At 62.1% G+C, this 22,188-nt stretch carries 19 protein-coding genes; 14 read left to right on the top strand and 5 right to left on the bottom strand.

The annotated features are described in order from the left end of the window. Positions 1-17: 17 nt before the first annotated feature. The 13 genes from KGA96_RS27720 to KGA96_RS27660 all read left to right on the top strand — a co-directional run bounded on the left by KGA96_RS27720 (position 18) and on the right by KGA96_RS27660 (position 14,562). Positions 18-1,610 (top strand): GumC family protein, encoded by a 1,593-nt coding sequence (locus KGA96_RS27720; RefSeq protein ID WP_223515672.1) that lies wholly within the window; start codon positions 18-20, stop codon positions 1,608-1,610. Next, the gene (locus KGA96_RS27715) at positions 1,607-2,701 is read left to right on the top strand and encodes a glycosyltransferase family 4 protein (protein WP_223515669.1); all 1,095 of its coding nucleotides are present in this window, start codon (positions 1,607-1,609) and stop codon (positions 2,699-2,701) included. Before KGA96_RS27720 ends, KGA96_RS27715 begins: the two co-directional genes overlap by 4 nt. Continuing rightward, positions 2,698-4,065: an O-antigen ligase family protein gene (locus tag KGA96_RS27710; protein WP_223515666.1), complete on the top strand. Its 1,368-nt coding sequence runs from the start codon at positions 2,698-2,700 to the stop codon at positions 4,063-4,065. The genes KGA96_RS27715 and KGA96_RS27710 overlap by 4 nt, the downstream gene beginning before the upstream one ends. Beyond that, positions 4,062-5,030 (top strand): glycosyltransferase, encoded by a 969-nt coding sequence (locus KGA96_RS27705; RefSeq protein ID WP_223465612.1) that lies wholly within the window; start codon positions 4,062-4,064, stop codon positions 5,028-5,030. Before KGA96_RS27710 ends, KGA96_RS27705 begins: the two co-directional genes overlap by 4 nt. Beyond that, positions 5,023-6,159 (top strand): glycosyltransferase, encoded by a 1,137-nt coding sequence (locus KGA96_RS27700; protein WP_223515663.1) that lies wholly within the window; start codon positions 5,023-5,025, stop codon positions 6,157-6,159. Before KGA96_RS27705 ends, KGA96_RS27700 begins: the two co-directional genes overlap by 8 nt. A 12-nt stretch (positions 6,160-6,171) precedes the next feature. After that, on the top strand, positions 6,172-7,173 hold the full coding sequence (locus KGA96_RS27695) for a polysaccharide deacetylase family protein (RefSeq protein ID WP_223465611.1): 1,002 nt from the start codon (positions 6,172-6,174) through the stop codon (positions 7,171-7,173). Then, on the top strand, positions 7,170-8,474 hold the full coding sequence (locus tag KGA96_RS27690) for a lipopolysaccharide biosynthesis protein (RefSeq protein ID WP_223465610.1): 1,305 nt from the start codon (positions 7,170-7,172) through the stop codon (positions 8,472-8,474). Before KGA96_RS27695 ends, KGA96_RS27690 begins: the two co-directional genes overlap by 4 nt. Continuing rightward, complete coding sequence (locus KGA96_RS27685) at positions 8,471-10,390, top strand: hypothetical protein (protein WP_223515660.1); 1,920 nt, start codon at positions 8,471-8,473, stop codon at positions 10,388-10,390. The genes KGA96_RS27690 and KGA96_RS27685 overlap by 4 nt, the downstream gene beginning before the upstream one ends. Before the next feature lie 88 nt (positions 10,391-10,478). After that, a complete protein-coding gene (locus KGA96_RS27680; RefSeq protein ID WP_046043659.1) occupies positions 10,479-11,168 on the top strand; it encodes a hypothetical protein in 690 nt (229 codons plus the stop codon). A 4-nt stretch (positions 11,169-11,172) separates the two neighbouring features. After that, complete coding sequence (locus KGA96_RS27675) at positions 11,173-12,384, top strand: GNAT family N-acetyltransferase (RefSeq protein ID WP_223515657.1); 1,212 nt, start codon at positions 11,173-11,175, stop codon at positions 12,382-12,384. Beyond that, positions 12,356-13,150 carry a ChbG/HpnK family deacetylase gene (locus KGA96_RS27670; RefSeq protein WP_223465606.1) on the top strand — a complete coding sequence of 265 codons (795 nt, stop codon included), beginning with the start codon at positions 12,356-12,358 and terminating at the stop codon, positions 13,148-13,150. Before KGA96_RS27675 ends, KGA96_RS27670 begins: the two co-directional genes overlap by 29 nt. A 309-nt stretch (positions 13,151-13,459) precedes the next feature. Next, complete coding sequence (locus KGA96_RS27665) at positions 13,460-14,155, top strand: GNAT family N-acetyltransferase (RefSeq protein ID WP_046043655.1); 696 nt, start codon at positions 13,460-13,462, stop codon at positions 14,153-14,155. Between the two features lie 242 nt (positions 14,156-14,397). Then, a complete protein-coding gene (locus KGA96_RS27660) occupies positions 14,398-14,562 on the top strand; it encodes a transcriptional regulator (RefSeq protein WP_185754869.1) in 165 nt (54 codons plus the stop codon). Positions 14,563-14,708: 146 nt separating this feature from the next. On the opposite strand, the gene KGA96_RS27655 is transcribed toward KGA96_RS27660, so the two are convergent. Beyond that, the gene (locus KGA96_RS27655) at positions 14,709-15,515 is read right to left on the bottom strand and encodes a class I SAM-dependent methyltransferase (protein WP_223515654.1); all 807 of its coding nucleotides are present in this window, start codon (positions 15,513-15,515) and stop codon (positions 14,709-14,711) included. Between the two features lie 172 nt (positions 15,516-15,687). Between KGA96_RS27655 and KGA96_RS27650 the strand changes: the two genes are divergently transcribed. Further along, the gene (locus KGA96_RS27650) at positions 15,688-16,068 is read left to right on the top strand and encodes a hypothetical protein (RefSeq protein WP_046043652.1); all 381 of its coding nucleotides are present in this window, start codon (positions 15,688-15,690) and stop codon (positions 16,066-16,068) included. A gap of 269 nt (positions 16,069-16,337) precedes the next feature. Here the strand turns inward: KGA96_RS27650 and KGA96_RS27645 are convergent, their stop codons facing one another. The 4 genes from KGA96_RS27645 to KGA96_RS27630 all read right to left on the bottom strand — a co-directional run bounded on the left by KGA96_RS27645 (position 16,338) and on the right by KGA96_RS27630 (position 22,081). Beyond that, positions 16,338-17,771 carry a sigma-54-dependent transcriptional regulator gene (locus KGA96_RS27645; RefSeq protein ID WP_046043651.1) on the bottom strand — a complete coding sequence of 478 codons (1,434 nt, stop codon included), beginning with the start codon at positions 17,769-17,771 and terminating at the stop codon, positions 16,338-16,340. Further along, entirely contained in the window at positions 17,740-19,233 is a 1,494-nt protein-coding gene (locus KGA96_RS27640; RefSeq protein WP_046043650.1) for a sensor histidine kinase, read from the bottom strand. The genes KGA96_RS27645 and KGA96_RS27640 overlap by 32 nt, the downstream gene beginning before the upstream one ends. A 101-nt stretch (positions 19,234-19,334) precedes the next feature. Beyond that, on the bottom strand, positions 19,335-20,435 hold the full coding sequence (locus KGA96_RS27635) for an SCO family protein (protein ID WP_411741533.1): 1,101 nt from the start codon (positions 20,433-20,435) through the stop codon (positions 19,335-19,337). A gap of 200 nt (positions 20,436-20,635) precedes the next feature. Then, positions 20,636-22,081, bottom strand: a complete 1,446-nt coding sequence (locus KGA96_RS27630; RefSeq protein ID WP_046043647.1) for a sensor histidine kinase — start codon at positions 22,079-22,081, stop codon at positions 20,636-20,638. Positions 22,082-22,188 lie beyond the last annotated feature (107 nt).

Below are 22,188 nucleotides of genomic sequence, written 5' to 3'. Positions count from 1 at the left end.
CTCACAGGTGCCCCGTCATGAATCCAAAGGAAAACTACCTGCATGAGTTCTTCAGGATCTTCTTCGCCAACAAGCAGTTGGTGAAGCGAGTCTTCCTGGTCTTTGCAGTGATCGCCGTGGTCTTGCCGCTGATGCTCAAGCAGAGCTTCGATATCACCGCCCAGGTGATCGTGCAGTCCAAGAAACTCTCCCAGGGGGATGCCACCAGCACCCTCAACCAGGAAAACGCGTCCTTCATTCCGCCGTCGCTGGCGGACATGGAGACCGAGAGCAATATCCTGCGTTCGCCGGCCTTGATCCGCCAGACCATCGGCCAGTTGCGCGAAAAGGGTGAGTACACACCGCCCGTGGGCGTCTTCAACAAACTGGTGATGCAGCCGATCAAACGGTTTGTGACCAATCCGATTCGCGAACACGTGGTCAACCCGGTTCGCAGCCTGCTCGGGCTGCAAACCGATCCGGTGCGCGACACCGTGCTCGATACCCTCACCCAGGAAGCGTCCGACGCCCTCAAGGTCGAAACCTTGCCGGGCTCCAACGTGATCTCGATCGTCTACAGCTTCCCTGACCCGGCCCAAGGCACCAGGTTCGTCGCCGCCCTGCTGCAGAACTACCTGGTCAGCCGCCAGGAAATGCAATCGATCGACCTGCCGCAGAGCTTCTACGAAACAAAGAAGTTGCAATATCAGGTGCGTCTCGACGGCCTGGAGGCTAATCGCCTGGCCTTGCTCGAAAGCATCGGTTCGTCCGACCCCAAGGAAGAAATCACCTTCCGCCTCAACGCGATCAACACCGAGGAGCAAGCGCTCAACCTGTACCAGGACCGCCTGCTGCAAAGCCAGCGCTGGCTCGACTACCTGAAAACCAACCTGGCCATCGCCAACAGCGCCCGGTTCAACGACTACACCTTCCCTTACACCTTCACCACCACGGTGGACAACGTCGCTTTCGAAGATCGCGAGATCAAGCAACTGGGTGAGCAACTGACGACCCTGGTCGGCCGCTACATGAGCGACCTGGCGATCTTTCAGCCCAACAGTGAGCCGATGTTGCTGGCACGTGAGCAAATCACCCGGACCCGTGGGCAATTCCTGAAGGTTGTCGCCAACCGGATCCAGGAGCGCACCAGCGACCTGGCGACGATCAGCTCGGTCATCGACCAGAAAACCGCGCGCATTGCCGAGTTCAAGAACCGCATCCACCAGTTGCAGGAAACCCAGAGCAAGCTGCGCCAGATGGACACCGAGATCGACGCGCTGCACGCGGCGTTCTCCACCTACGCTCAGCGCTTCGCCGAAAGCAGCACGTCGCGCGCGCTGGACAACGACCTGTCCAACGCCCGGGTGCTCAGCCCGCCGTTCGAACCGACCGAAGCGGCGTTTCCCAAGCCGTTGCTGATCATTCCTTTCGGCCTGTTCACCGGCTTGCTGCTGGCGATTGCCCTGGTCTACGTGCGTGAGTTCTTCGACCACCGCTTCAAGCACCCAGGGCAAATCACCCATGAACTGGACTTGCCGGTGCTGCTGGTGATCAACGATCAAAGCACCCAGCCGAACAATCCGCACAAAAACTGGAGCGTTCCGGCCCTCGTGCATTGGGTGCGCAATTGAACGCGTCGCTCGGCACCACCCGCGACCTGCCGATCATTCATTTGCTCAGCAGCGGCGGCTTCTATGGGGCCGAGCGGATGCTGCTGGATCATTGCCTGGCGACGCCGGGGCAGCACCTGGTGCTGTTTCTCGATGCGCCGCCAGAACTGATCGCGCGTTTTCGCCAGGCCGGTGTGGATTGCCTGGGCTGTGCGGGCCTGGGCGCGTTGCTGGGGCATTTGCGCCAGCGACGGGACCGGCGGCCATTGATCAATACGCACAACTTCAAGGGCCTGTTGTTCGGCTGGGTCGGCGCCACGCTGCTGCGCCTGCCGTTGGTGATCACTCAGCACGGCTTCACCCCGCGCAGTCGCAAGCAGAAGTTCTACACCTGGCTGAGCCTGCAACTGTGCCGCACGGCCTCGGTGGACCGGGTGGTGTGTGTCGCCGAGAGCATTGCCGCGCTGCACCGCCAGGCCAATGTACGCACGGACAAGCTGCAGGTGATCCCCAACGGTTTGCCGGCGGCCAACGACCTGCTGCCGCACAGTGGCGCACGTCAACGCTGGCTGGCCGGCTACGTCGGACGCTTGAGCAGTGAAAAAGGCCCTGACCTGTTTCTCGATGCGCTGATCCCCTTGTGTCAGCAGTACCCGCAACTGGATGCGGTGATGCTCGGCGATGGGCCGGAACGCGAAAGCCTGCAGGCACGGATCGACGAGGCAGGTTTGCAGTCGCGGATCACGCTGCCGGGCTACCAGACCGACATGGGCGTCTGGTGGCGGCAACTCGATGCCTTGGTGATCAGCTCGCGCACCGAAGGCACGCCGATGATTCTGCTCGAAGCGATGCAGGCCGGAGTGCCAGTGGTGGCCTTCGGCGTCGGCGGGATTCCCGATGTCCTGCAGGACCGCCACAACGGCCTGCTCGCCGCGCCCACCGACAGCGCCGCCCTCGCCCGCCAGATCGGCGCGCTGCTGGGTGACCCGAGCATGGCCGGCGAGTTGATCGACAACGCAAAACGTACGCAACGGGATCGCTATGACCTCAAGGCCCTGGCCGAACGCTGGTCGCAGCTTTACATCCGCACTGCACGGGAGGCACGCGCGTGATCTTTCCGCTCTCGATCGTCAGTTTGCTCGGCCTGGTCTGCCTCGGTTTGCTGGCCAGCCCCTATCCGTATCTGGCGCCGGGCGCGGTGCTGGGCCTGGTGGGTGTCGCGGTGCTGTACCGCAAGCCTGCCTGGGGCCTGCTGGGCATTGTCGCCATCCTGCCGTTCGAGGGTCTGTTCAAGGACAACGCGCTGTCGGGCTCCAAGTTCCTCGGGGCCTCGCTGGCGCTGATCCTGATGCTGCAACTGGCAATTCACCAGATCCCGGCCGACCGCCTGCGCAGCAATATCTGGCGTCTGCTGGTCGGGTTCATGTTGCTGTACCTGCTGAGCCTGTTGAACACCGACGACATGGGCATCTCCCTGGGCCACCTGCGCGAATTGAGCGTCGGCCTGATTCTGTTTGTCATCACCCTGCTGGTGGGGCGTGAGTTGAACCTCGACATGTTCGCCCGGCTGGTTGCCATCAGTGTCGCGGTGACCTGCGCCATGGCCATGTTTTCCGTCAAATACCAGGACGAGGGCCGCGCCTCCGGCTTGCTCAAGGACCCGAACGTCTTTGCCCTGCTGATTGCCTTCGCCGTACCCATGGCGTTGTTGCTGGTGGTGCGCAGCCATAACCTTTTGCACCGGTTGTTCTGGGGAGCCTGCACCCTCCTGTTGCTCGGTGGCATGACCAAGACCGAATCCCGTTCGGGGCTGGTGGTGCTGTTCCTCAGCCTGTTGATCGGCGCGTGGCATTACCGTGCGCAGTTGCCACGCATTCGTCCGCGCCACCTGGGCTTTGCCATGCTCGGCCTGGCGATTGTGATTCCACTGGGGCTCTATGCGATGCCGGTCGGTTACGTGGAGCGCATCCAGTCGCTGAGCATCCTGAGTTCCGGGGCCAAGAGCCAGGACGCGTCCCTGGGCCGTCGCGCCTCCTACATTGTGGTCGGCAGCGCCATGATCGCCGAGAACCCCTTGCTCGGCACCGGCCCCGGCACGTTCCCGCTGCACTACGCCACCACCGGTTATGCCAAGGTCTTTTCCATCACCGGCAAGACCGAGGACCTGTACCGTCGCGCCCACAACACCTACCTGGAGATCTTCAGTGAGCTGGGGATTCCCGCCGGCCTGATGTTCGTCGGCATGCTGGCCCTGGGGTTGTACAACCTGATGCGCGCCCGCCGCGCCTGGCTGTTGCGAGGGGACACCGCGCAGGCCGATGTGATGACTCACCTGGGCATGAGTTTTCTGTCGTTGACGCTGTTCCTGATGTTCCTCAGCGCGCCGAACCACAAGTACCTGTGGATCATGCTCGCGCTGACCAGCGTACTGCGCACGAAAGCCGAAGAAGCCCCGCCAAAGGAGGCCAGGGCATGAACCGCGTCAGTATCATCATCCCGATGTACAACGAGGCCCGGCACATCGCCCGGACCCTGCAGGCGGCACAACAGGCCGCCGATGCGGCCAACATCGAATGCGAGTTGATCGTGGTCGACAACGGCTCCGACGACCAGGGACCGCAGATCGCCCGGCAGTTCGACGCCCAGGTCCTGGTCCTGCCCCGGCTGCTCATCGGCGCCTTGCGCAATCGCGGAGCGGCGATCGCCAGCGGTGAATGGCTGGCCTTTATCGATGCCGATGTCGAGATGCCCGAGAACTGGCTCAAGCTGGTGTTCGACCTGGAGGCCAGCGGCCAGGCCGATGTCGTTGGCCTGGACCTGCACACCCCGGTTCAGGCGCCTTGGTACGCCGATGCCTGGCAACGCCGCACCTTGCGCCCCGACACACAGCCGCTGCATGTCGCGCAATGGTTGCCCAGTTCCAACCTGTTGATGCGCCGCCGCTGGTTCGACAAGGTCGGCGGCTTCAATGAACAACTGCGTACCGGCGAGGACAAGGAGCTGACCATGCGCCTGGTCGACGCGGGCGCGAAGCTGCTCGCAGTCAACCAAAGCGTAGCGCTGCATTGGGGCTACGAAGGCAGTTGGCGGGAATGGATGGGCAAGGAATTGTGGCGCCAGGGCAGTCATCTGCAATTGCTCCGCACCCATGGTCCGAGCCTGCGCTTGCTGCGCTTTCCGCTGCTGTCGATTGGCGCCTGGGTGGTCGACTTCATGGCCATTTCCGCCCTGCTCGACGGTTTCCCCCACCATGGGGCACTGATGCTGCTGCTGACCGTCCTGCCCGCCCTGGCACTCAGCCTGCGCCAGAGCGCCAGGCACCACGACACGCTCCTGACCCTGCAACTCTGGGGCCTGCACTGGGTGCGCCTGCACCTGGCCGGCGCCGGGTTCATCCTCAGTCTTTGTCATTGGAATGCCAGGAGGCCCGCCCGTGGCTGAATTCATTTTCTGGTCGTGCCTGTTGCTACCGGTTTACGCCTACCTCGGCTATCCCCTGTTACTGACGTTGCTGGCGCCGTTTTACCCGGCACCGCGCCATGGACCGGCACAACCGATGGACGTGAGCATCGTGATTGCCGCACACAACGAAGCGCGGCATATCGAAGAAAAACTGCGCACCGTGCTGGCCCAGGATTATCAGGCCCGCACGCTGCACGTCATCCTCGCCAGCGACGGCTCGACCGACGACACCGTGGCCTGTGCACACAAGGTCAATGACCCGCGCATCACCGTGCTCGACCTGCCCCGCCAGGGCAAGGCGGCGACGCTCAATGCCGGGGTCGCGAGCAGCAGCGGCGAGATCCTGGTGTTCACCGACGCCGACAACCAGTGGTCCACCGACACCCTCGGCCATTTGCTCGCGCCGCTCAACGACCCGCAGGTCGGTGGCTGCGCCGGGCACATGGTGATCCCGGTGACCGGCAAAGGCTTGAGCGTGGGCGACAGCCTGTATCGGCACTACGAAGGCTGGCTGCGCTACGTGGAAAACCGCACCGGCTGCATGGTCTCCGCCGACGGTGCATTGCTCGCCCTGCGTCGCGAGCTGTTCCAGAACGTGCCGGCGGAGGTCAACGACGATTTCTTCATCAGCACCTGCGCGCCGGTGGCCTTCAAAAAAATTGTCTACGTGCCCCAAGCCCAGGTGATCGACCAGGGCGTGGACGAAGCCGACAAGCAGTTCCGCCGCCGTCAGCGTGTCACCGTGGGTGGCCTGCAAAGCCTGGCCCAGCGCCGGGAGCTGCTCAATCCGCTGACCCACGGCCTGTATGCGCTTGCCTTGATCAGCCACAAGCTGATCCGGCGTCTGGCGCCGATCCTGTTGCTGCCGTTGCTGCTGAGCAATTTCTGGCTGTGGGAGGATCACGGCTTCTATCGCCTGAGCCTGATCGCGCAACTGCTCGGCTACACGGTGGCCATTGCCGGCCTGCTGGATTCGCAACACCGCTTGCCCAAACCCTTTCGCCTCGCCGCCTTCCTTCTGGTGACCCTTGCCGGAATGAGCATCGGCCTGTGGCAGTTCCTGCGCGGTCAGCGTTATGCCCAATGGAACCCCGAGCAAAATCGATGAGAGGCGCGTGCCATGGCGATCAAGCAACTGTTAAAGCGTACCAGTGGCTGGCTGTACCTCAACTCCCCGGTGGGGCGCAATCAACTGCACGGCGCCGGGGTGATCCTGATGCTGCACCGGGTGCTGGCCAGCGACCAGGCCGCCGAACTGCCCCATCGCAATGAACTGTGCGTCGGGCCCAAGGCCTTCGAACATCTGCTGGCGTGGTTGAAAAAACACTTCGACTGCGTGCCGCTGATGGACATTCTGCAACCGGGTGCGCTGCGCCCGCAGCGGCCGAAAGTGGCGCTGACCTTCGACGACGGCTGGCGCGACAACGCGGTGAATGCCTTCCCGTTGCTGCAAAAGCACCAGGTGCCGGCGAGCATCTTTCTGTCCACCGATTTCATTGGCAGCCGCCAGCGCTTCTGGTGGGAAAGCATCGGCGAAACCCTGTGGAACAGCCATGGCGAACAGGCACGGCAACACCTGATCGAACGCTTGCAGCAACTTGGGCGTCCGTTGCCGGCACTGTGCGAAAACCCTGATGAACAGCGCCGCAGCCTGGCCTTGCTGAACTTTTTGCAGAGCCTGAAAAGCCTGTCGCCCCAGGACCTCAACCGCCTGACCGATGCCTGCCCGCAAGAGTCGTTGCCCCAGGCGCTGGACTGGCAGCAAGTGCGCAATCTGGAAGCGTCCGGCCTGGTGCGTTTCGGCCCCCACGGCGCCAGCCACGCCATCCTCACCGGTCTCGACGATCAATGCCTGGATGAAGAACTGAGCCGCAGTCGCGACGCGCTGCTCCACGGCTGCAACCGGCCGTTGCCGGTTTACTGCTACCCCAATGGCGACAACGATGCGCGTGTGCGCCAACAGGTGGCCCGGCATGACTTCCCGTTTGCCCTGGGCACCGGCACCGGGATTTATCGAGGGACCGAAGATCCACTGGCCCTGCCGCGCTTCGGTGTCAGCCAGCGTACCGCGCGCAATCCCGAGTTGTTGTCCTGGCGCATCTACCGTGGGGCACGTCCATGAGCCGCAGCCACTACCTCAAGCACCTGGCCCTGAGCATGGGCACCAAACTGGCGATGATCGCCCTGCGCTTGCTGCGCAACGTGTTGTTGGCGCGGATTCTCGGCCCCAGCGAACGGGGCCTGTTTGCCTTGCTCAGCACCCTGCCCGACCTGATCAGCGCCGCCACCAGCGGTGGCCTGAATTCGGCGGTGGGCTATCAGGCGGCCAAACAACGGCCGATGGGCCTGCTGCTCAGCCAGGTGCTGGTGTTCGGCTGCCTACTGGCGGCGTTGCTGACCTTGCTGGTGGTGGCGCTGACCCGCGAATTCGGCAGTGAACTGGACATCACCACGCAATTGGGCCTGCTCGCCTGGCTGTTGCTGCTGGCAGTGCCGCTGACCGTGCTCAAGAGTGGTTTGCTGACCCTGCACAACGCTTCCGGTGGCGTGGTTGCCTTCAACGCCTTGCGCCTGATCGAGTCGCTGGCACCGCTGCTGCTGTTCCTCGCGCTGTTCTGGATGTGGAAAAGCGCAGCCCTGGAAGTGGCGCTGATCAGTTGGCTGGCGGGCATCAGCCTGGTGGTGCTGGTCGGTTGGGTGTGGCTCAAGCGCAATCAGCCGCTGACCCTGCAATGGGACCGTGCCAGCCAGAACGAACTGTTGCGCTTCAGCGCCCGCAGCCATCCGGACCTGCTGTTCCAGCAAGTGATCCTGCGCTCGGACTACCTGTTCATCGGCGCCCTGCTCGGCAGCACCGCGCTGGGGCATTACGCCATGGCCAGCGCCGCCGCCGAGTTGCTGCTGATCGTCCCGGAAGCGGTGACCACGCCGCTGATGAAACGCCTGCTGCAACAGGAAGAAGGCATCGACAAAGTCACGCCACTGGCCTTGCGCCTGACGGCCACGGTGATGCTCGGCGCCTGCCTGAGCATGGCGCTGATCGGTGACTGGCTGATCGTCACCCTGTTTGGCGTGGCCTACCAACCGGCCTATCCGGCGCTGCTCGCGCTGCTGCCGGGCCTGCTCGGGCTGTGCTATGCGAGCATCCTGCGCCTGGACTTGCTGGGCAAGGATCGACCCGGTTCGATTTCGTTGTTGATGGGCCTCGGTGCCTTGCTCAACCTGGCGCTGAACCTGGTGCTGATCCCGGCCTACGGCATCGTCGGCGCGGCGGCAGCCTCGTCCATCGCCTACCTGGCGGTGACGGTCGCCCTGCTGGTGATGTATTGCCGCCTGAGCAAGGTGCCGTTCTGGCAGACCCTGATCATCCTGCCCAGCGACATCGCCCCGATGCTGTTGGTCCTGCAACGGAAGTCGGCATGAAGTATTTCGCGCTGCTGGTGAGCCTTGGCCTGAGCGTCGACGCCTGCGCCGGGCCGATGCGCTGGGCCGATATCCGCGACGGCAGCCTGTACCTGCAAACCGATCGTCCCGATACCGTGACGGTGCAATGGGTGCCGGCGTGGCAGGCCGGCGCCAACGAAGAACATCTGTATCTGCTCGATGGCCAGGGCAGGCTCCAGGGTGAACGGGCGATCGCCGCCGCCGAGACCCAAGGCACCCAGCATTGGCCGTTGGCACCGAGCACCAGCAGTTATCGCCTGGAGATTCCGGGCTACAGCTTCCGCCGCTACCGCGTAGAACACGACGAGCACACCGTGGCGTTGTTCGCACCGGCCAAGGTGCATTTCAGTGCGGAAACCCGTGACGGCGACGAGCTGTATTTCAAGGTCGCGGCCGGGGAACACGCGGTGCTCGCCGGCAAGTTCCACGACGGCGTCAGCACCCTGCAGGCCCAGCGCGTGGGTGACGGCAAGCAACTGACGCTGCCCCTCAAGCCCTACCGTGCCTACTGGCAATTCGACAAGGCCGAGCTGCCTGTCGCCAGCAGCGATCAGTTCTGGCGCCTGCGCCTGCAAGGCAGTGGCAAAGCGGCGTTCTGGCTCGACGGCACGGCCAATCTGTTCGCGCAGAATCCGCAACAGCTCAAACCCCTGCGCGAAGACGACGGCCAGACCCGCTTGACCTTGCACAAGGAGCTGCTCGGCAACACCCCGAACCTGGGCATCGCCTTGCCCTACGTGATGCCACCGCCTTCGAGTTTTGCCGTGCTCGATGCGCTCAAACCCCAGGCAGCGACCTACTACAGCTTCGTCGACATCATGGCCACGCAGCCGCACTACGAGGACGCATTCCGCCGCCTGTACCAGGACCGCTTCGGCATCACCCAGGACATCACTCTGCTGGCCGGCAGCCAGCGCCAGGCCGAACTGCGCGCCGACAGCACCAGCAATGGCGGCCTCGATGCCTGGCTGGCCGCGACCCGCGCCCTGGGTGGCAAGGGCACGCACTACATCGGTTTCGCTGACGAGCCGAACCTCAATTACCCGGACTACGCCAGTTTCCAGACCGTGTTCAACAGCATGGCCCGGCAGGTGCGCAGCAACCCCGACAACGCCAGGGCCGGCGTGCGCATTGCCATTCCGGCCAGCTCGCGGTTTATCAACGGCCCGCTGGCTGAGCGCGCCACCGAGCGGCGCGGCATCGATTGGGCGCGGCGCTTGCTCAAAGACTCCGGCGACCAGATTGACGCCCTGGCCTGGCACGAATGGATGATCCGCGACCTGCTCGCGACCCGGGTCTATCGCGATAGCGTGCGCCGTGCCGCCGATCTGGTGGGGCTCGACGCCCAGGGTCGGCCGCGCAAGGCATTGCTGCTCGACCAGACCAACATGTCCAGCGGCGCCAGCCTCAGCCCTTACGATCAGGAAACCCACTACGCCTCGTTGTGGTGGGCCTCGGTGGTGATCAATTCGTCCCAGGACGGCCTGCTCGACATGCTCGGCTGGTTCCAGGCCGCCGACGAGCCCGAGTACCCCAAAGGCATGCTGCGGGTACTTGGCGATGATCATTTCGAACTCAAGCCCGTCGGCCTGGCCCAGCAGTTCATCCAGCAACACTGGCTGCACAAGGTGGTGCGCCTGGACAACGACGCCTTCGAAGTCGATGTGCTGGCCATGGCCGACGACCTCAAGCGCACGCTGCTGGGGGTGAACAAGGGCACACGCTTGCAACGTGTCGACCTCAACGGCGCGGGCTGCCCGCTGGCCAAGGGCTCCCTGCGTTATTTCGGCGCCGACAACCGCAGCCGCGACGCCCCCTTCAACTGCCGGGACGGTCACGTGAGCTTCGAGCTGCCTGGGCAAACCCTGTTCGCCCTCAGCTGGATCGCCCCATGACCGCCCCCTCTTGTGCCTGGCCGCGTCGGCATTTCGCCGCACGCGGGAATCACTCCACTCGCGGGCAATCCCGTCAGGAGCCAACAACATGAGTGCAATGCAAAAACTCAGCGAACACATCAAACAAAAAGGCCTGAGCGCCACCTTGAAAAAAGCCTGGAAGCACTACGTGTTTTCCCACCAGGAACTGCTGTGGATGGAGCGTGACCTGGTCAGCCCGGTGCCACCGCACAAACTCAAGCCCTACCCGCCGCTGCGGGTCGTCAGCATCACCCCGGAAAACGCCGTGGCCTTCACCCGCCACTTCGGCGACCGGGTCGAGACCATGGCCGAACTGGCCCGGGAGGGCTACACCGGGCAAATGCACCTGGATGACAAGGGAGACGCGGTGGCGTTCATCTGGGGCGCCGCGCGCAACTATCTCGACAAGCACTACTACGGTTGCTGGTTCCCGGTGAAGCCGGGGGAATTCTTCGAGTTCGGTGGCGAACTGGCCAGGGCCTACTGGGGTACCAAACTGTCGATGGACCTGCAAACCGAGCTGTGGAAAGCCATGCACGCCCAAGGCTGCAACAAGGTGGTGGACGTATGCGAGTGGCACAACATCCCGGCGCTCAAGCTGCATATACGCACCGGCTATAGCGAGCAGGGACGCATCACGAACGTCTACGCACTGTTTGGCCGCTGGCGCTTCTTCCGCGATACACGCTACACCGGCTCGCGCCTGGACACCTTGCGCAAACCGGTGCGTGAACCTGCCACTGCCGAGGCGACGTGATCCCATGAGCGCACGATTCGAATGGCGCACGTCGCTGTGCACCCACGACTTTCCGGCAACGGCTTACGAAGCGTTGCGCCAGCGTGTAACGGACCACACGCCGTTCAACACCCTGGCCTGGCTATACGCATCGGAACTGGCGCTCAAGCCCGGCGAGCAGTTGCACGTACTGCTCGGCTGGCAGGGTGACGAACTGGCGCTGTGCCTGCCGCTGGTGGCGTCCGTGGAGCGCTTTGCGCGTTTGCCGTTTCGGGTCCTGCATCATCTGGGCTACCCCCTTGCCGACCGCCTCGCGCTGCTGACGAGGCTGGACGGCGACAATCTATGCGAGGCGCTGACGCAGATCCGTCAACGCTTGCCCCATGCCGTGCTGCAACTCAACGAACTGGCCGGCTCCACGGCACAGGCCTTGGCGCCGTGGCAGGCGCACAGCTCGACCGCCAAACAACGCCTCAGCTGTCGGGTGCCGGTGCACCTGATCAGCGAGGCCGACCATCAGGAAGTCTCCGGCGACCCACGCTACAAACTGCGCCGCGCACGCAAACGCATCGCCGCCTGTGGTGCCCAGGTGCGGCGGATTACCCCCGACGCCCTGACCATGGGGCCGCTGTTGCAGGAAATCAGCGAAGTCGAAGCGGTGAGCTGGAAAGGCGATGAAGGGGTCGGGATCTTTGCCGATGCGCGCCATCGCCAGTGGATGGACCGCGCCTTCACCGCCCTGGCGGCCCGGGGCCTGGTGCGCGTTGTGGTGCTGGAACTGGAGGGACGCTGCATCAGCTATCGCCTCGGCTTGCTGGAACAGGGCCGTCTGTACGACTACAACCTGGCGTTCCTGCCGCAATATGCCGACCTGGGCAGCGGCCGGGTGCTGCTCGAAGAGTGGATTCGCTGGGGCCTGGAGGACCACTGGCAGTGGATCGATGCGTCACGGGTCAGCCTGGAAAACTCCAGCCATCAACTGCATGAACGCATGACCGGGCAACTGGAACACTGGCGCTGGAGTTTCTACTCCTGGCGGCCAAGCGGGCTGGTGCTGGGGCTGGCCTTGCGGGTCTGGCAACACTTCAAACCCCGATTGCAGCAATGGCGCGCCCGGCGCGCGGCGGCCGCAATCGCCACCCCGGCGCCCGTCGCGCCCCCTGCGATCAAAGCACCTGCGCCTACGGAAAAACTCAAGGAGGATGAACATGCCTCGGCAAGTGATAGTCAACGCTGACGACTTTGGCCTCAGTGCCTGCGAAAACGCGGTGATCCTGGGCGCGTTCCAGGCCGGACTCATCAGTTCCGCCACCGCCATGGCCAACATGCCGGCGTTCGAAGCGGCCTGCGTCCTGGCTCGGCATCCGTTGCTCGAAGGCCGCATCGGCCTGCACTTCAACCTGACCTATGGCCGCCCGTTGAGCCAGGGCATTACGCGACGCCCGACCTTTTGCGACGGCGCCGGCGTGTTCGACCTCAACCTGTCCCGCACCCGCCTCTGGCTCGGGCGCCGGGATCGCCAGGCTGTACTCGAAGAACTCGAAGCCCAGTGGCAGCGCTGCCTGGACAACGGCATGCGCCCCAGCCACCTGGACTCCCATCAACACGTGCACAACATCTGGCCGATCGGTGAGATCGTCGCGCGCTTTGCCGCCCGCCAGGGGGTGCCGGTGCGTCTGGCGCGCAACCTGGGGCAAAACCTCAGCCTGCCCAAGCGCGTGTTCAAGGACCTGCTCAACCGTCGCCTGAGCAACCTGGCCGGTGCCACCGCCGACTACGTGTGCACCCCGGTGGATCTACGCAACGCCGAGCCGCCACCCGACGGACTGCTGGAAATCGTCGCCCACCCGAACCAGCTCGGCGCCGACTTCGGCGATGCCTACCTGGAACCGGGAGAGTCCTTGAGTGCGTTGCTCGAACAGCGCTTGCCAGGTGTGCCGCGGGTGGCCTATACCGCCGCTTGCGACGCCATGTCTCACCGGACTCAGGCGGTTCTGGAGTAACACCATCCCCCCTTGTGGGAGCGAGCCTGCTTGCGAAGGCGGTGTGTCAGGCGACATCAATGTTGCCTGTACTGACGCTATCGCGAGCAAGCTCGCTCCCACAGGTTTTGCATGCATTCAATCGACTGTTCAGCGCCCCCGGATTCGTTCGGGAATAGCGGCTTTTTGACGCCTGAAAATTGTGTCAAGACTGATACATAACTAGAAACACAATGCCGGCGGATGCATGGCCATGCAGTTGCCATTGGTGATCTATACCCATCGATACCTTCACCACCCACCATTAATCCTCGGCTTAAGGAGGGCTTCATGAGCGTACTCGACAAGCTTCACGAACACATCAAGCGCAAGGGCCTGGGTCACACGTTCAGTACGCTGTGGAAACGCTACGTGTTCTTCCATTGGGAGTTGCTGTGGATGGAGCGCGACCTGGTCAGCCCGGTGCCGCCACACAAGCTGCGACCCTATGCTCCCGTGCGCCAGGTGGTCATCACCCCGGATAACACTTCAGCGTTTGCCAAGCACTTTGGCGACCGTGTCGAGACCATGGCCGAACTCGCCGCCGAAGGTCACACCGGGCACATGTACCTGGATGACGAAGGCCATGCGATCGGGTTCATCTGGGGCAGCACCCGGGACTATCACGACCGCCACTACTACGGGTGCAGGTTCGCGGTGAAGGAAGGCGAATTCTTCGAATTCGGCGGCGAAATGATCCGTGCCTACTTCGGCACCCGCCTGTCCGTGGATGTCCAGGTGGCCCTGTGGGAAGCCATGGCGCTGCAAGGCTGCAACAAGGTGGTGGACGTCTGCGAGACCCACAACATCCCGGCGCTGAAACTGCACATCCGCATGGGCTACCACGAACAGGGCCGCGTCACCCACGTCTACGGTCTGTTCGGCCGCTGGCGCCTCTTCCGCGAAACCCGCTACACCGGCTCACGCCTGGAACCGCTGCGCAAACCTGGCCGGCCGGTGGTGACACAGGCGCAGGCCGAGGCTTGATCCTGGGGTTTATCCGCTGGATCGCATCGCTCCATTCGCGAGCAAGCTCGCTCCCACATTGGATTGTTGTCGTATGCAAGATCGAGTACGACACCGAATTCCTGCGGGAGCGAGCCTGCTCGCGATGACGTTAAACGTCTCACTTACTTCCAGGAAAAAGCGTACAGAAGTAAGGAGCAGTCTGACTCGCCACAGACCTGAATCTGCGATTACTTTCGAACGGGATTCAGGAGTCAGAGCCAATGAAGGAAAAGTTAAAAGACTTCGACATGGCGTCACTACTCGATAGCAACGAGGCCATCACTGAATATTTCTTTCAGGTAGTGGAATACGGCGATGTCGAAGAGTTTGTTCGAGCTATCGAGTACATAACCGAGGCCTACGCAGTTCTAACCGAGTCCACCTGAAACCGCGTCGCTGCCATCGCGAGCAAGCTCGCTCCCACATTGGATGGTTGTCGTATGCAAGACTGATGTACGACACCGAACACCTGTGGGAGCGAGCTTGCTCGCGATGGGGCCCGCAGGACCCGCACACTATTGAGCCCAGGACATCAGCTCTTCACCACCACCCACGTAAAACACAACGGCAACTGCGCCACCTGCTGTTGATAGCGGTCATAGAGTTCTTCGCGGTTGGAGTGCGGGTATTCCCTGAAGTGACGGATCTGCAGCCCTGCTGCAATGGCCGCGCTGAAGAGGTCGCCCAGGGTGTGGACGAACCAGTAGGACGGCGCGGCCGGTTGTTCGATCCTGCCTTCGTAGACGATCGGTTCGTGCTGCACGAACGGTTCGCGGCGGAAGTATGAGCTGTCCAGGCGATAAGGATCGGCTGCCTCGGGGTCGAACATTTCCAGGAACGGGTGGGTTTCGTATACCACCAGCGCCCCACCCGGCTTCAGCGTGCGCGCCACGTGGCGGAAAAATTCGCCGATGTCCGGCATCCAGTTCAAGACGCCAATGGTGATCAGCGCCAGGTCAAAGCGCTCCTGCAATTGAGCAGGCAAGTGGTGGATGTCCGCTTCGATGAATTGCGGCGCGTGGGGCGAGCGGGACGCCAGTTCCCGTGCCTGCCCGAGAAAGGCTTCAGACTGGTCGACGCCCACCACGCTGTGTGCCCCCAAGGAGAACAGCGACAGGCTTTCACGACCGTTGTTGCAGCCCAGTTGCACCACGTCCTTGCCGTCGACACCCGTCTGGGTCAGCAAAGCGGTCAGGGTGTCGTCCAGGCAGGAGAAATCCGCGTGGGCCACGTCCTTCAACAAGGCTTGCCATTCGCTGGAGTCCTTGTGGTGACGGGCGGAGTCATTCCAGGCCTCGCGGTTGCTGGCGATGGCTTGTTCTTTTGTCGGCAGTTCCATTGCACGCTCCAGGGTTTAGGTCGTCGATTTGACCGGCCGGAGTCTAGATCAACCCCATCCTGGCAGATGTTGCGAACTTGTAATCCGCGCAGCACCGACGGCTGTCCACGACGGCAGCTATAGTTAATAACCTTGGGGTGAATGTGGTTAAACCGATCTAGCAGGTGTTGCCATGAAAAAGACCGACCTGACGCTTTTGCTCGCCGTCTGCCTGGGCGCAACCGCTGTCGCCCACGCCGATGACATGCCAAACACCACCAACTACAGCAGTGAATTCAACTATTACGGCGCCGACCAACCCTTCGCGCACCCTGCACCACCGTCCATGAGCATCATCCCGCCGGGCTCGTACATCCCGACCGCACCCGGGGATTTCATCCCGGTTTCCAGCGAGCACGTGTTCTCGGACTCGCGCCTGCCGACGGTGGCCGACGCCACGGTTCGGGTGTTTATCCGCTCCTACGATCCGGAGCGTGGCGTGTACGTCAACCAGGAAGTCGAGAACCCCAGTTGCATGATGTCCTGTCTGAGGGAAGGCCCAGTGTTGCAGTGAGCTAGGGGGCATTCTCAATTGGTTTCCCCACCGCGTTGTCGCCTTAAAGCTGGCCAGGCAAGGCGTAGGCCGCTGGGAATGGTTGTTCCCTTTCCAAGGCCTGCAACGCAGCATGGCCAGCTTTAAGGCACAACCCGAAGGGCCGGGCCTGCTGTTGTGCAGGGCTGTGTTGCTCGAAGCTGATTTGGAATGACCAAACTACGCTTCTCGCGCCTTGCCCTGCACAACAGCAGACCCGGCGCGGTAGGGAAACCAATTGAGAACGCCCCCTACCACTGGCGCTTGTCCGGACGGGCGAGGCCGAGCTTTTCGATCCGGTAGCGCAACATGTCACGGCTCAGACCCAGCAGGCGTGCCGATTTGGTGACGTTCCAGTCGGTCTTGTCGAGCATCTTGCGCACCATGTCGCGCTCCACTTCCGGCAGGTTCATGGAATCGCTGCCGTTGAAGGACGGACGCTGTTCGCTGAAATGTGGCGGCTCGTGATGAAACATCGGTGGCTCATCCATCAGGCTCAGGCAGACGTTCAACTGATGGACGGCGATAGTGTCGCTTTGCGCCAGCAACACGGTCTGCTCCAGCATGTTGCGCAATTCGCGCACGTTGCCCGGCCAGCTATAGCTGAGCAGCAAATCTTCGGCCTGGTCGCTGAAATGCAGGTTCGGTTTGCCGTAGCGCTTGCCATGTAGCGCCAGGAAGTGCCGGGCCAGCAGCAGGATATCGGCGCCACGGGCATACAGGCGCGGCACCTTGATGGAAATGATGCGCAGGCGGAAAAACAGGTCACGACGGAATTTGCCTTGCTGGACCATCTGTTCGAGGTTGCAGTTGGTGGCGCTGATCACCCGCAGATCGACCTTGCGCTCCTTCACCGAACCGACCCGGCGAATGGTCCGGTCTTCCAGCAGTTTCAGCAACTTGGCTTGCAGCAGCAGGTCCATTTCACCGATTTCATCGAGGAACAGCGTGCCGCCATCGGCCGCTTCCACCAGCCCCATGCGACGATCCTTGGCGTCGGTGAAGGCGCCCTTCTCGTGGCCGAACAGTTCCGATTCCACCAGATTGGACGGGATCGAAGCACAGTTGAATTCAATGAACGGGCCTTTGGCGCGCGGGCCGTCGAAGTGCAAGGCCCGGGCCACCAGTTCCTTGCCGGTGCCCGTCTCGCCTTCCACCAGCACCGGCGGCAGGTCGCTGTTGGCCATGCGCCGCTCGGCGTCGAGCAACTGGGTGATGGTGCTCTTGAGGTACACCATCGGTGCCGACTCGCCAATCAGTGCCTGCACCCCCGACTTCTGGGCCTCGCGCTCCTGGTAAAACGACAGCGTGCGCTCCATGCGGTCGGTGGCCAGGGCCTTGTCCAGCAGCAACTTGAGCTCTGGCAGGGCCACGGGTTTGGTGACGTAGTGAAAGGCACCCTCTTTCATCGCCACCACGGCGTCTTCGACGTTGCCGTAGCCGGTCATCATGATCACTTTCAGATCCGGCGCGCTGATGCGCAGCTTCTGGATCAGGTCGTGACCACTCATGCCCGGCAACGAGTTGTCGGTCAGTACCACGTCAGGCGCGAAAGAACCCAATTGCTCCAACGCATCTTCAGCCGAGTGGCAGACGGTCACCTCGAAGTCCTTGCGCTCCAGGTAAGTCTGAATATTCTCGGCGAGGATTTCGTCATCCTCGACCAGCAGAATGCTGTGCTCCATATTCCCCTCCCGTTGCCACTTTGAAATTGAGACAAACACGGGTTCCTTCCTGCTCCCGGCTGGTCAGTTCGACCGAGCCGTCAAACCGCTCCATTATTCTTTTGACCAGGGCCAGGCCCACGCCCAAACCACCTTGCTTGGTGGTGAAAAACGGCTTGAAGACCATTTGCTGCTGTTGTTTGGACATGCCCTTGCCGGTGTCGGTCAATGTCATTCTCACGTCGCCGGACACCGAGGAATCGATCTCGATCGTCAGCACGCCACCCTTGGGCATTGCTTCCAGTGCATTAGCAAACAGGCTATTGAGTATTTGCGTGAGCAGCACCTGTTGACTGACGACCGGTGGCACACTGACAGGGGAGAAACGCACCTCGACGTCCGACCGCTTGATCAGGGACTCAAAGGCACTCAGGGTGTCTTCGAGGGCCAGCATCAGATCGACCGTTTCACAGTCGTCATTCATCGGCCGCAACGACACCAGCAATTCACGGACCCAGCGCGACATGCGGTCGACCTGACTGATGATGTCGCCGATGTTTTTCTGTGCAGTCTGGCTGGCGATGTCCTGGGCCAGTTCGGCGCTGGAACGGATATTGGCCAGCGGGTTGCGCAAGCTGTGGGCGACCGCCGAGGACATCTCGCCAAGGGCGACAAAGGTCTCGTTGGCGATCAGTTGTTTCTGCTGGCTCTGCAACAGCGTCGCCGCGCGTCGCACGATCCAGAACAGCCCCAGGTAAATGGCCGCCCCGCCGATCAGCGTGGCCAGCCAGATCGCCTTGAAGCCACGCTGGATGCGTTCCACCAGATCCAGCGGCTCCTTATAGATTTCCACCATGGCAATCACTTTGCTTCTGTCGGCGTTGAACATCGGAATGTAGTTCTCGACGAACAAATACTCCGGTTCGCGCAGCAGGCGCTGCTCGGGACGCTCCTCATCGATTTCGTGGTAACTGGTGGACACCGGCGATTTCATTTCGAAGGATTCGTCCAGCTCAAAATCGTCTTTGATGCGCACGCCAATCAACTCGGGGTTGGTCGACCAGACCACGGTGCGGTCCAGGGCGTACACCGTCGCCAGCAGGATGTCCGGCAGGTGCATCACATGGTCGAGAAACTCAACCCGCGCGGCGGCCCGGGATGCGGGATTGACGTCGGGGTAGGCATCGTCCATGCGCGGGTCGAGCATTTCACCCATGGTCCGGCTCGGGACAATGCCGGCATGCCGGATTTCGGCCTCGCCAATGGACTGGATGAACTGCGCGGTCAGCATCGAATCACGCTCGATACTTTCATCGACAACAAAGCGCGTGGAGATGTAACCCAGCCCCAGCGCCACCGCAGCGATGATCAGAAAGCTTGCCAGGGAGAACCAGCGCAGCAAATTGAACTGCGGTCTCCACCCTTTGCGTTGTGCTGCCGGAGCCTGCGGCGCAGCTACTTTTTGTTGTTCGAGTATCTGCATGGCTGTGTCCTGGATGCTTGAAATCGAGCCTGTTCAGCCGCTTTCAGGATCAGTGTAGGTGGCATTGATAGCCTTGACCGGCCCGCGTAATTTTTTTGACACTATTGCACCCGGGGTGTCTCGGGTTGCGCGCCCGAATGATGGTGTTCGGGCTCCTCGTTACCACTGACCAATGGCGCCGCTGGCGGATGTTGACGGTCGGTTTCTTCTTTCAGGAAATCGATGAGGGACTGGGCGGAATGCGGATCCAGCCGCAAGTTGGGCATCGAGATCCTGTTGTAGCGCTCGAACAGTTCCATCGCGATCGGGTCCTTTTCCGCGAGCATGCGGTCAGGTTCGCGGATCCAGCGGATGAGCCAGGCCGGATCGCGCTGATAGGTCACGCCGATCAGGTCCGGGCCGATGCTGCGCAGGCCGATGCCCTGCCCGTCCAGCGGACCGAGGCTGTGGCAAGACGCGCAGCGGGTGCGAAACAGCTCTTCGCCATTGCTCGGTGGGCGAATTTCCGGTGCATCGGCATAACTTTCTTCCACACTGGGCTGTTTCCAGTTATGCAGGGTATTGGCCAGTTGGTCGGCCAGAATCCACGGATTTTCGAAGGGAGAGGCTTTCATCCAGCGGCCCGTAGCCTGGTTGCCGACGATCAGGCTCAGGTTGTGGTCCTTGTTGCGCCCGTTATCGACGCCTTCGATGAACAGCCCCAGTTTTTTGCGCAGGTCGGTGACGTCGGCGAATTCCCCGGTGAGGAATTTCCACCCGGGCCCGACCTGGAAGCGTTGCGCATAGGCCTTGAGCACCTCGGGGGTATCACTCAAGGGATCGATGCTGATGGAGTAGAAGAAGATGTCCTTGCCGACCCGATCCCCCAACAGTTTTTGCACCTGGCGCAAGCGCGCGGTTTCCAGGGGGCAGGAGTCGCTGCACGAGGTGAAGATGAAGTTGATCACCACCACCTTGTCTTTGATCAAGTCATCGAAAAAATGCAGCGGCTGTCCGTCCTGGTCGGTCAACGGGGTGTTGGGAAAATAGTCGGCACCCCACGGGGTGACGGCTTCAACGACAGCGGATTCGGCAGTGGATGCCGGAGCAGGTGCGGGCGTCGACGTCGGCTGGCTGGCGACCAGCATCTGGCTGGCCAGCAAACCGGTCACCAGCATCAGCACCAGGTGCATGCCCAAGGCTCGCGAGCGTGGTGAATGCATCTCTTTTTTTTCCATCACCAGCCGCCTCGATGTGGTGAAGGGGGTGATGGTGGTTTTGCAAGGACCTCGCCAATCATGTGTTTTTTTTATAAAAACGTACTAACACTCGACAAAACAATGATTTATCAAAATCAATGGGCGATGACCGGGGAAATGACCGGGGATTGATACCCGATGTTGGGGGTAGGTCATCCCCGTTTTCAGGGGGCCAGAAAAAACGACAGGCGCACAGTGGTGCCCTCGCCTTCACTGCTGTCGAGGGTCACCGCACCGCCAAATCGCTCCATGATCCGCTTGACCAGCACCAGCCCGACGCCCAGCCCGCCCTGTTTGGTGGTGAAAAACGGCCGGAAGGCCATGGCGCGCTGTTCTTCGCTCATGCCTTTGCCGGTATCGCTCACCCTCACGCTGACGCGCTGGGCATCGCGCGGTTCGATCCGGATGGTCAGGGTGCCGCCGCCGTCCATGGCTTCCACCGCATTGGACAGCAGGCTGTTGAGGATCTGGGTCAGTTGCACGTGCTGGCTCAGCACCATGGGCGTCTGGTCCGGCTCGAACACCACGTTGACGCTAGCCCTGCCGATCTGGTGCTCGTAAGCCATCAGGCTGTCATGCAGTGCCGCTACCAGGTTCACCGGTTCCGCCTCGTCATTGAGCGGTCGCAGGGACTGGAGCAACTCCCGTACCCATGTCGACATGCGATCGACCTGACCAATGATGTCGTTGATGTTCCTGTGCGCCGGACCGCTGTCGAACTCTATCGCCAGCTCGGCGCTCGAACGGATGTTCGCCAACGGATTGCGCAGACTGTGGGCGACCGCCGAGGACACTTCGCCCAGAGCGACAAAGGTTTCGTTGGTGATCAATTGCTTCTGCTGCGTCGCCAGCAGGATCGCCGCCCGCCGCACGATCCAGTACAGCCCCAGGTAAATCAGGCCGCCGCCCAAGGCAGTCGCCAGCCAGATCAGCACCAGGCCGCGCTCCATGCGGTTGATCAGGTCTTGCGGTTCCTTGTAGATCTCGACCATCGCCGTGACGGTGCTGCCATCGGCGTCGAACAGGGGAATGTAGTTTTCGATGAAGGTGTATTTGGGTGGTTCCAGGAACTTCTGCTCCATGCGGGATTTGCCCACGCCGTGGAAACTGGTCGACACTGAAGTCTTTGCGTTGAATGCCCGGTCGAGGTCTTCATCGGCACGGATCGTGATGCCCATCAAGGCCGGATTGGTCGACCAGATCACCATGCGGTCGGGGGCGTAGATGTTGACCAGGATCACGTCCGGCAAGTTTGCGATATGGTCGAGGAATTCACCGCGGGCACTGGCACGGGACAGCGGGTCGACGTCGGGAAAGTCCTTGTCTTTGCGTGGGTCGAGCAACTCGCCCATGGTCCTGACGTTGGGAATCGACACATGGCGCACCTCGGCCGAGGCAATCGCCTGAATGAATTGTGAGGTCAATAGCGCATCGCGCTGCACGCTTTCGGTAATCACGAACCGCGTGGACACCGCCCCCAGCGCCACCGCCACCGTGCCGATCACCACCATGCTGATCAGCGAAAACCAGCGCAGCAGATTGAACGGCTCCTTGCGCGTGTTCAAGCGAACTTCGCTGTCGGTCGCAAGTACTTTGGCGATTGTGTTCATGGACACGGTTCCCGGACACCCCCTATAGGTTTATAGCCCAGCCATGGCCGATTGCCCGAACCTGGGGACTGCGATACCCCACCCGCCCCGCGGCACCGCCCCCCCAT

The organism is Pseudomonas sp. GL-R-26 (genome assembly GCF_019947365.1).
GTDB lineage: Bacteria > Pseudomonadota > Gammaproteobacteria > Pseudomonadales > Pseudomonadaceae > Aquipseudomonas.
This window is presented reverse-complemented; position numbering and strand designations above follow the sequence as displayed.

Coding starts and splice junctions, on each gene's coding strand:
- KGA96_RS27720 (WP_223515672.1), top strand. CDS start 18: ATGAATCCAAAGGAAAACTACCTGCATGAGTTCTTCAGGATCTTCTTC.
- KGA96_RS27705 (WP_223465612.1), top strand. CDS start 4,062: ATGAACCGCGTCAGTATCATCATCCCGATGTACAACGAGGCCCGGCAC.
- KGA96_RS27695 (WP_223465611.1), top strand. CDS start 6,172: ATGGCGATCAAGCAACTGTTAAAGCGTACCAGTGGCTGGCTGTACCTC.
- KGA96_RS27690 (WP_223465610.1), top strand. CDS start 7,170: ATGAGCCGCAGCCACTACCTCAAGCACCTGGCCCTGAGCATGGGCACC.
- KGA96_RS27685 (WP_223515660.1), top strand. CDS start 8,471: ATGAAGTATTTCGCGCTGCTGGTGAGCCTTGGCCTGAGCGTCGACGCC.
- KGA96_RS27680 (WP_046043659.1), top strand. CDS start 10,479: ATGAGTGCAATGCAAAAACTCAGCGAACACATCAAACAAAAAGGCCTG.
- KGA96_RS27675 (WP_223515657.1), top strand. CDS start 11,173: ATGAGCGCACGATTCGAATGGCGCACGTCGCTGTGCACCCACGACTTT.
- KGA96_RS27670 (WP_223465606.1), top strand. CDS start 12,356: ATGCCTCGGCAAGTGATAGTCAACGCTGACGACTTTGGCCTCAGTGCC.
- KGA96_RS27665 (WP_046043655.1), top strand. CDS start 13,460: ATGAGCGTACTCGACAAGCTTCACGAACACATCAAGCGCAAGGGCCTG.
- KGA96_RS27660 (WP_185754869.1), top strand. CDS start 14,398: ATGAAGGAAAAGTTAAAAGACTTCGACATGGCGTCACTACTCGATAGC.
- KGA96_RS27655 (WP_223515654.1), bottom strand. CDS start 15,515: ATGGAACTGCCGACAAAAGAACAAGCCATCGCCAGCAACCGCGAGGCC.
- KGA96_RS27650 (WP_046043652.1), top strand. CDS start 15,688: ATGAAAAAGACCGACCTGACGCTTTTGCTCGCCGTCTGCCTGGGCGCA.
- KGA96_RS27645 (WP_046043651.1), bottom strand. CDS start 17,771: ATGGAGCACAGCATTCTGCTGGTCGAGGATGACGAAATCCTCGCCGAG.
- KGA96_RS27640 (WP_046043650.1), bottom strand. CDS start 19,233: ATGCAGATACTCGAACAACAAAAAGTAGCTGCGCCGCAGGCTCCGGCA.
- KGA96_RS27635 (WP_411741533.1), bottom strand. CDS start 20,435: ATGCATTCACCACGCTCGCGAGCCTTGGGCATGCACCTGGTGCTGATG.
- KGA96_RS27630 (WP_046043647.1), bottom strand. CDS start 22,081: ATGAACACAATCGCCAAAGTACTTGCGACCGACAGCGAAGTTCGCTTG.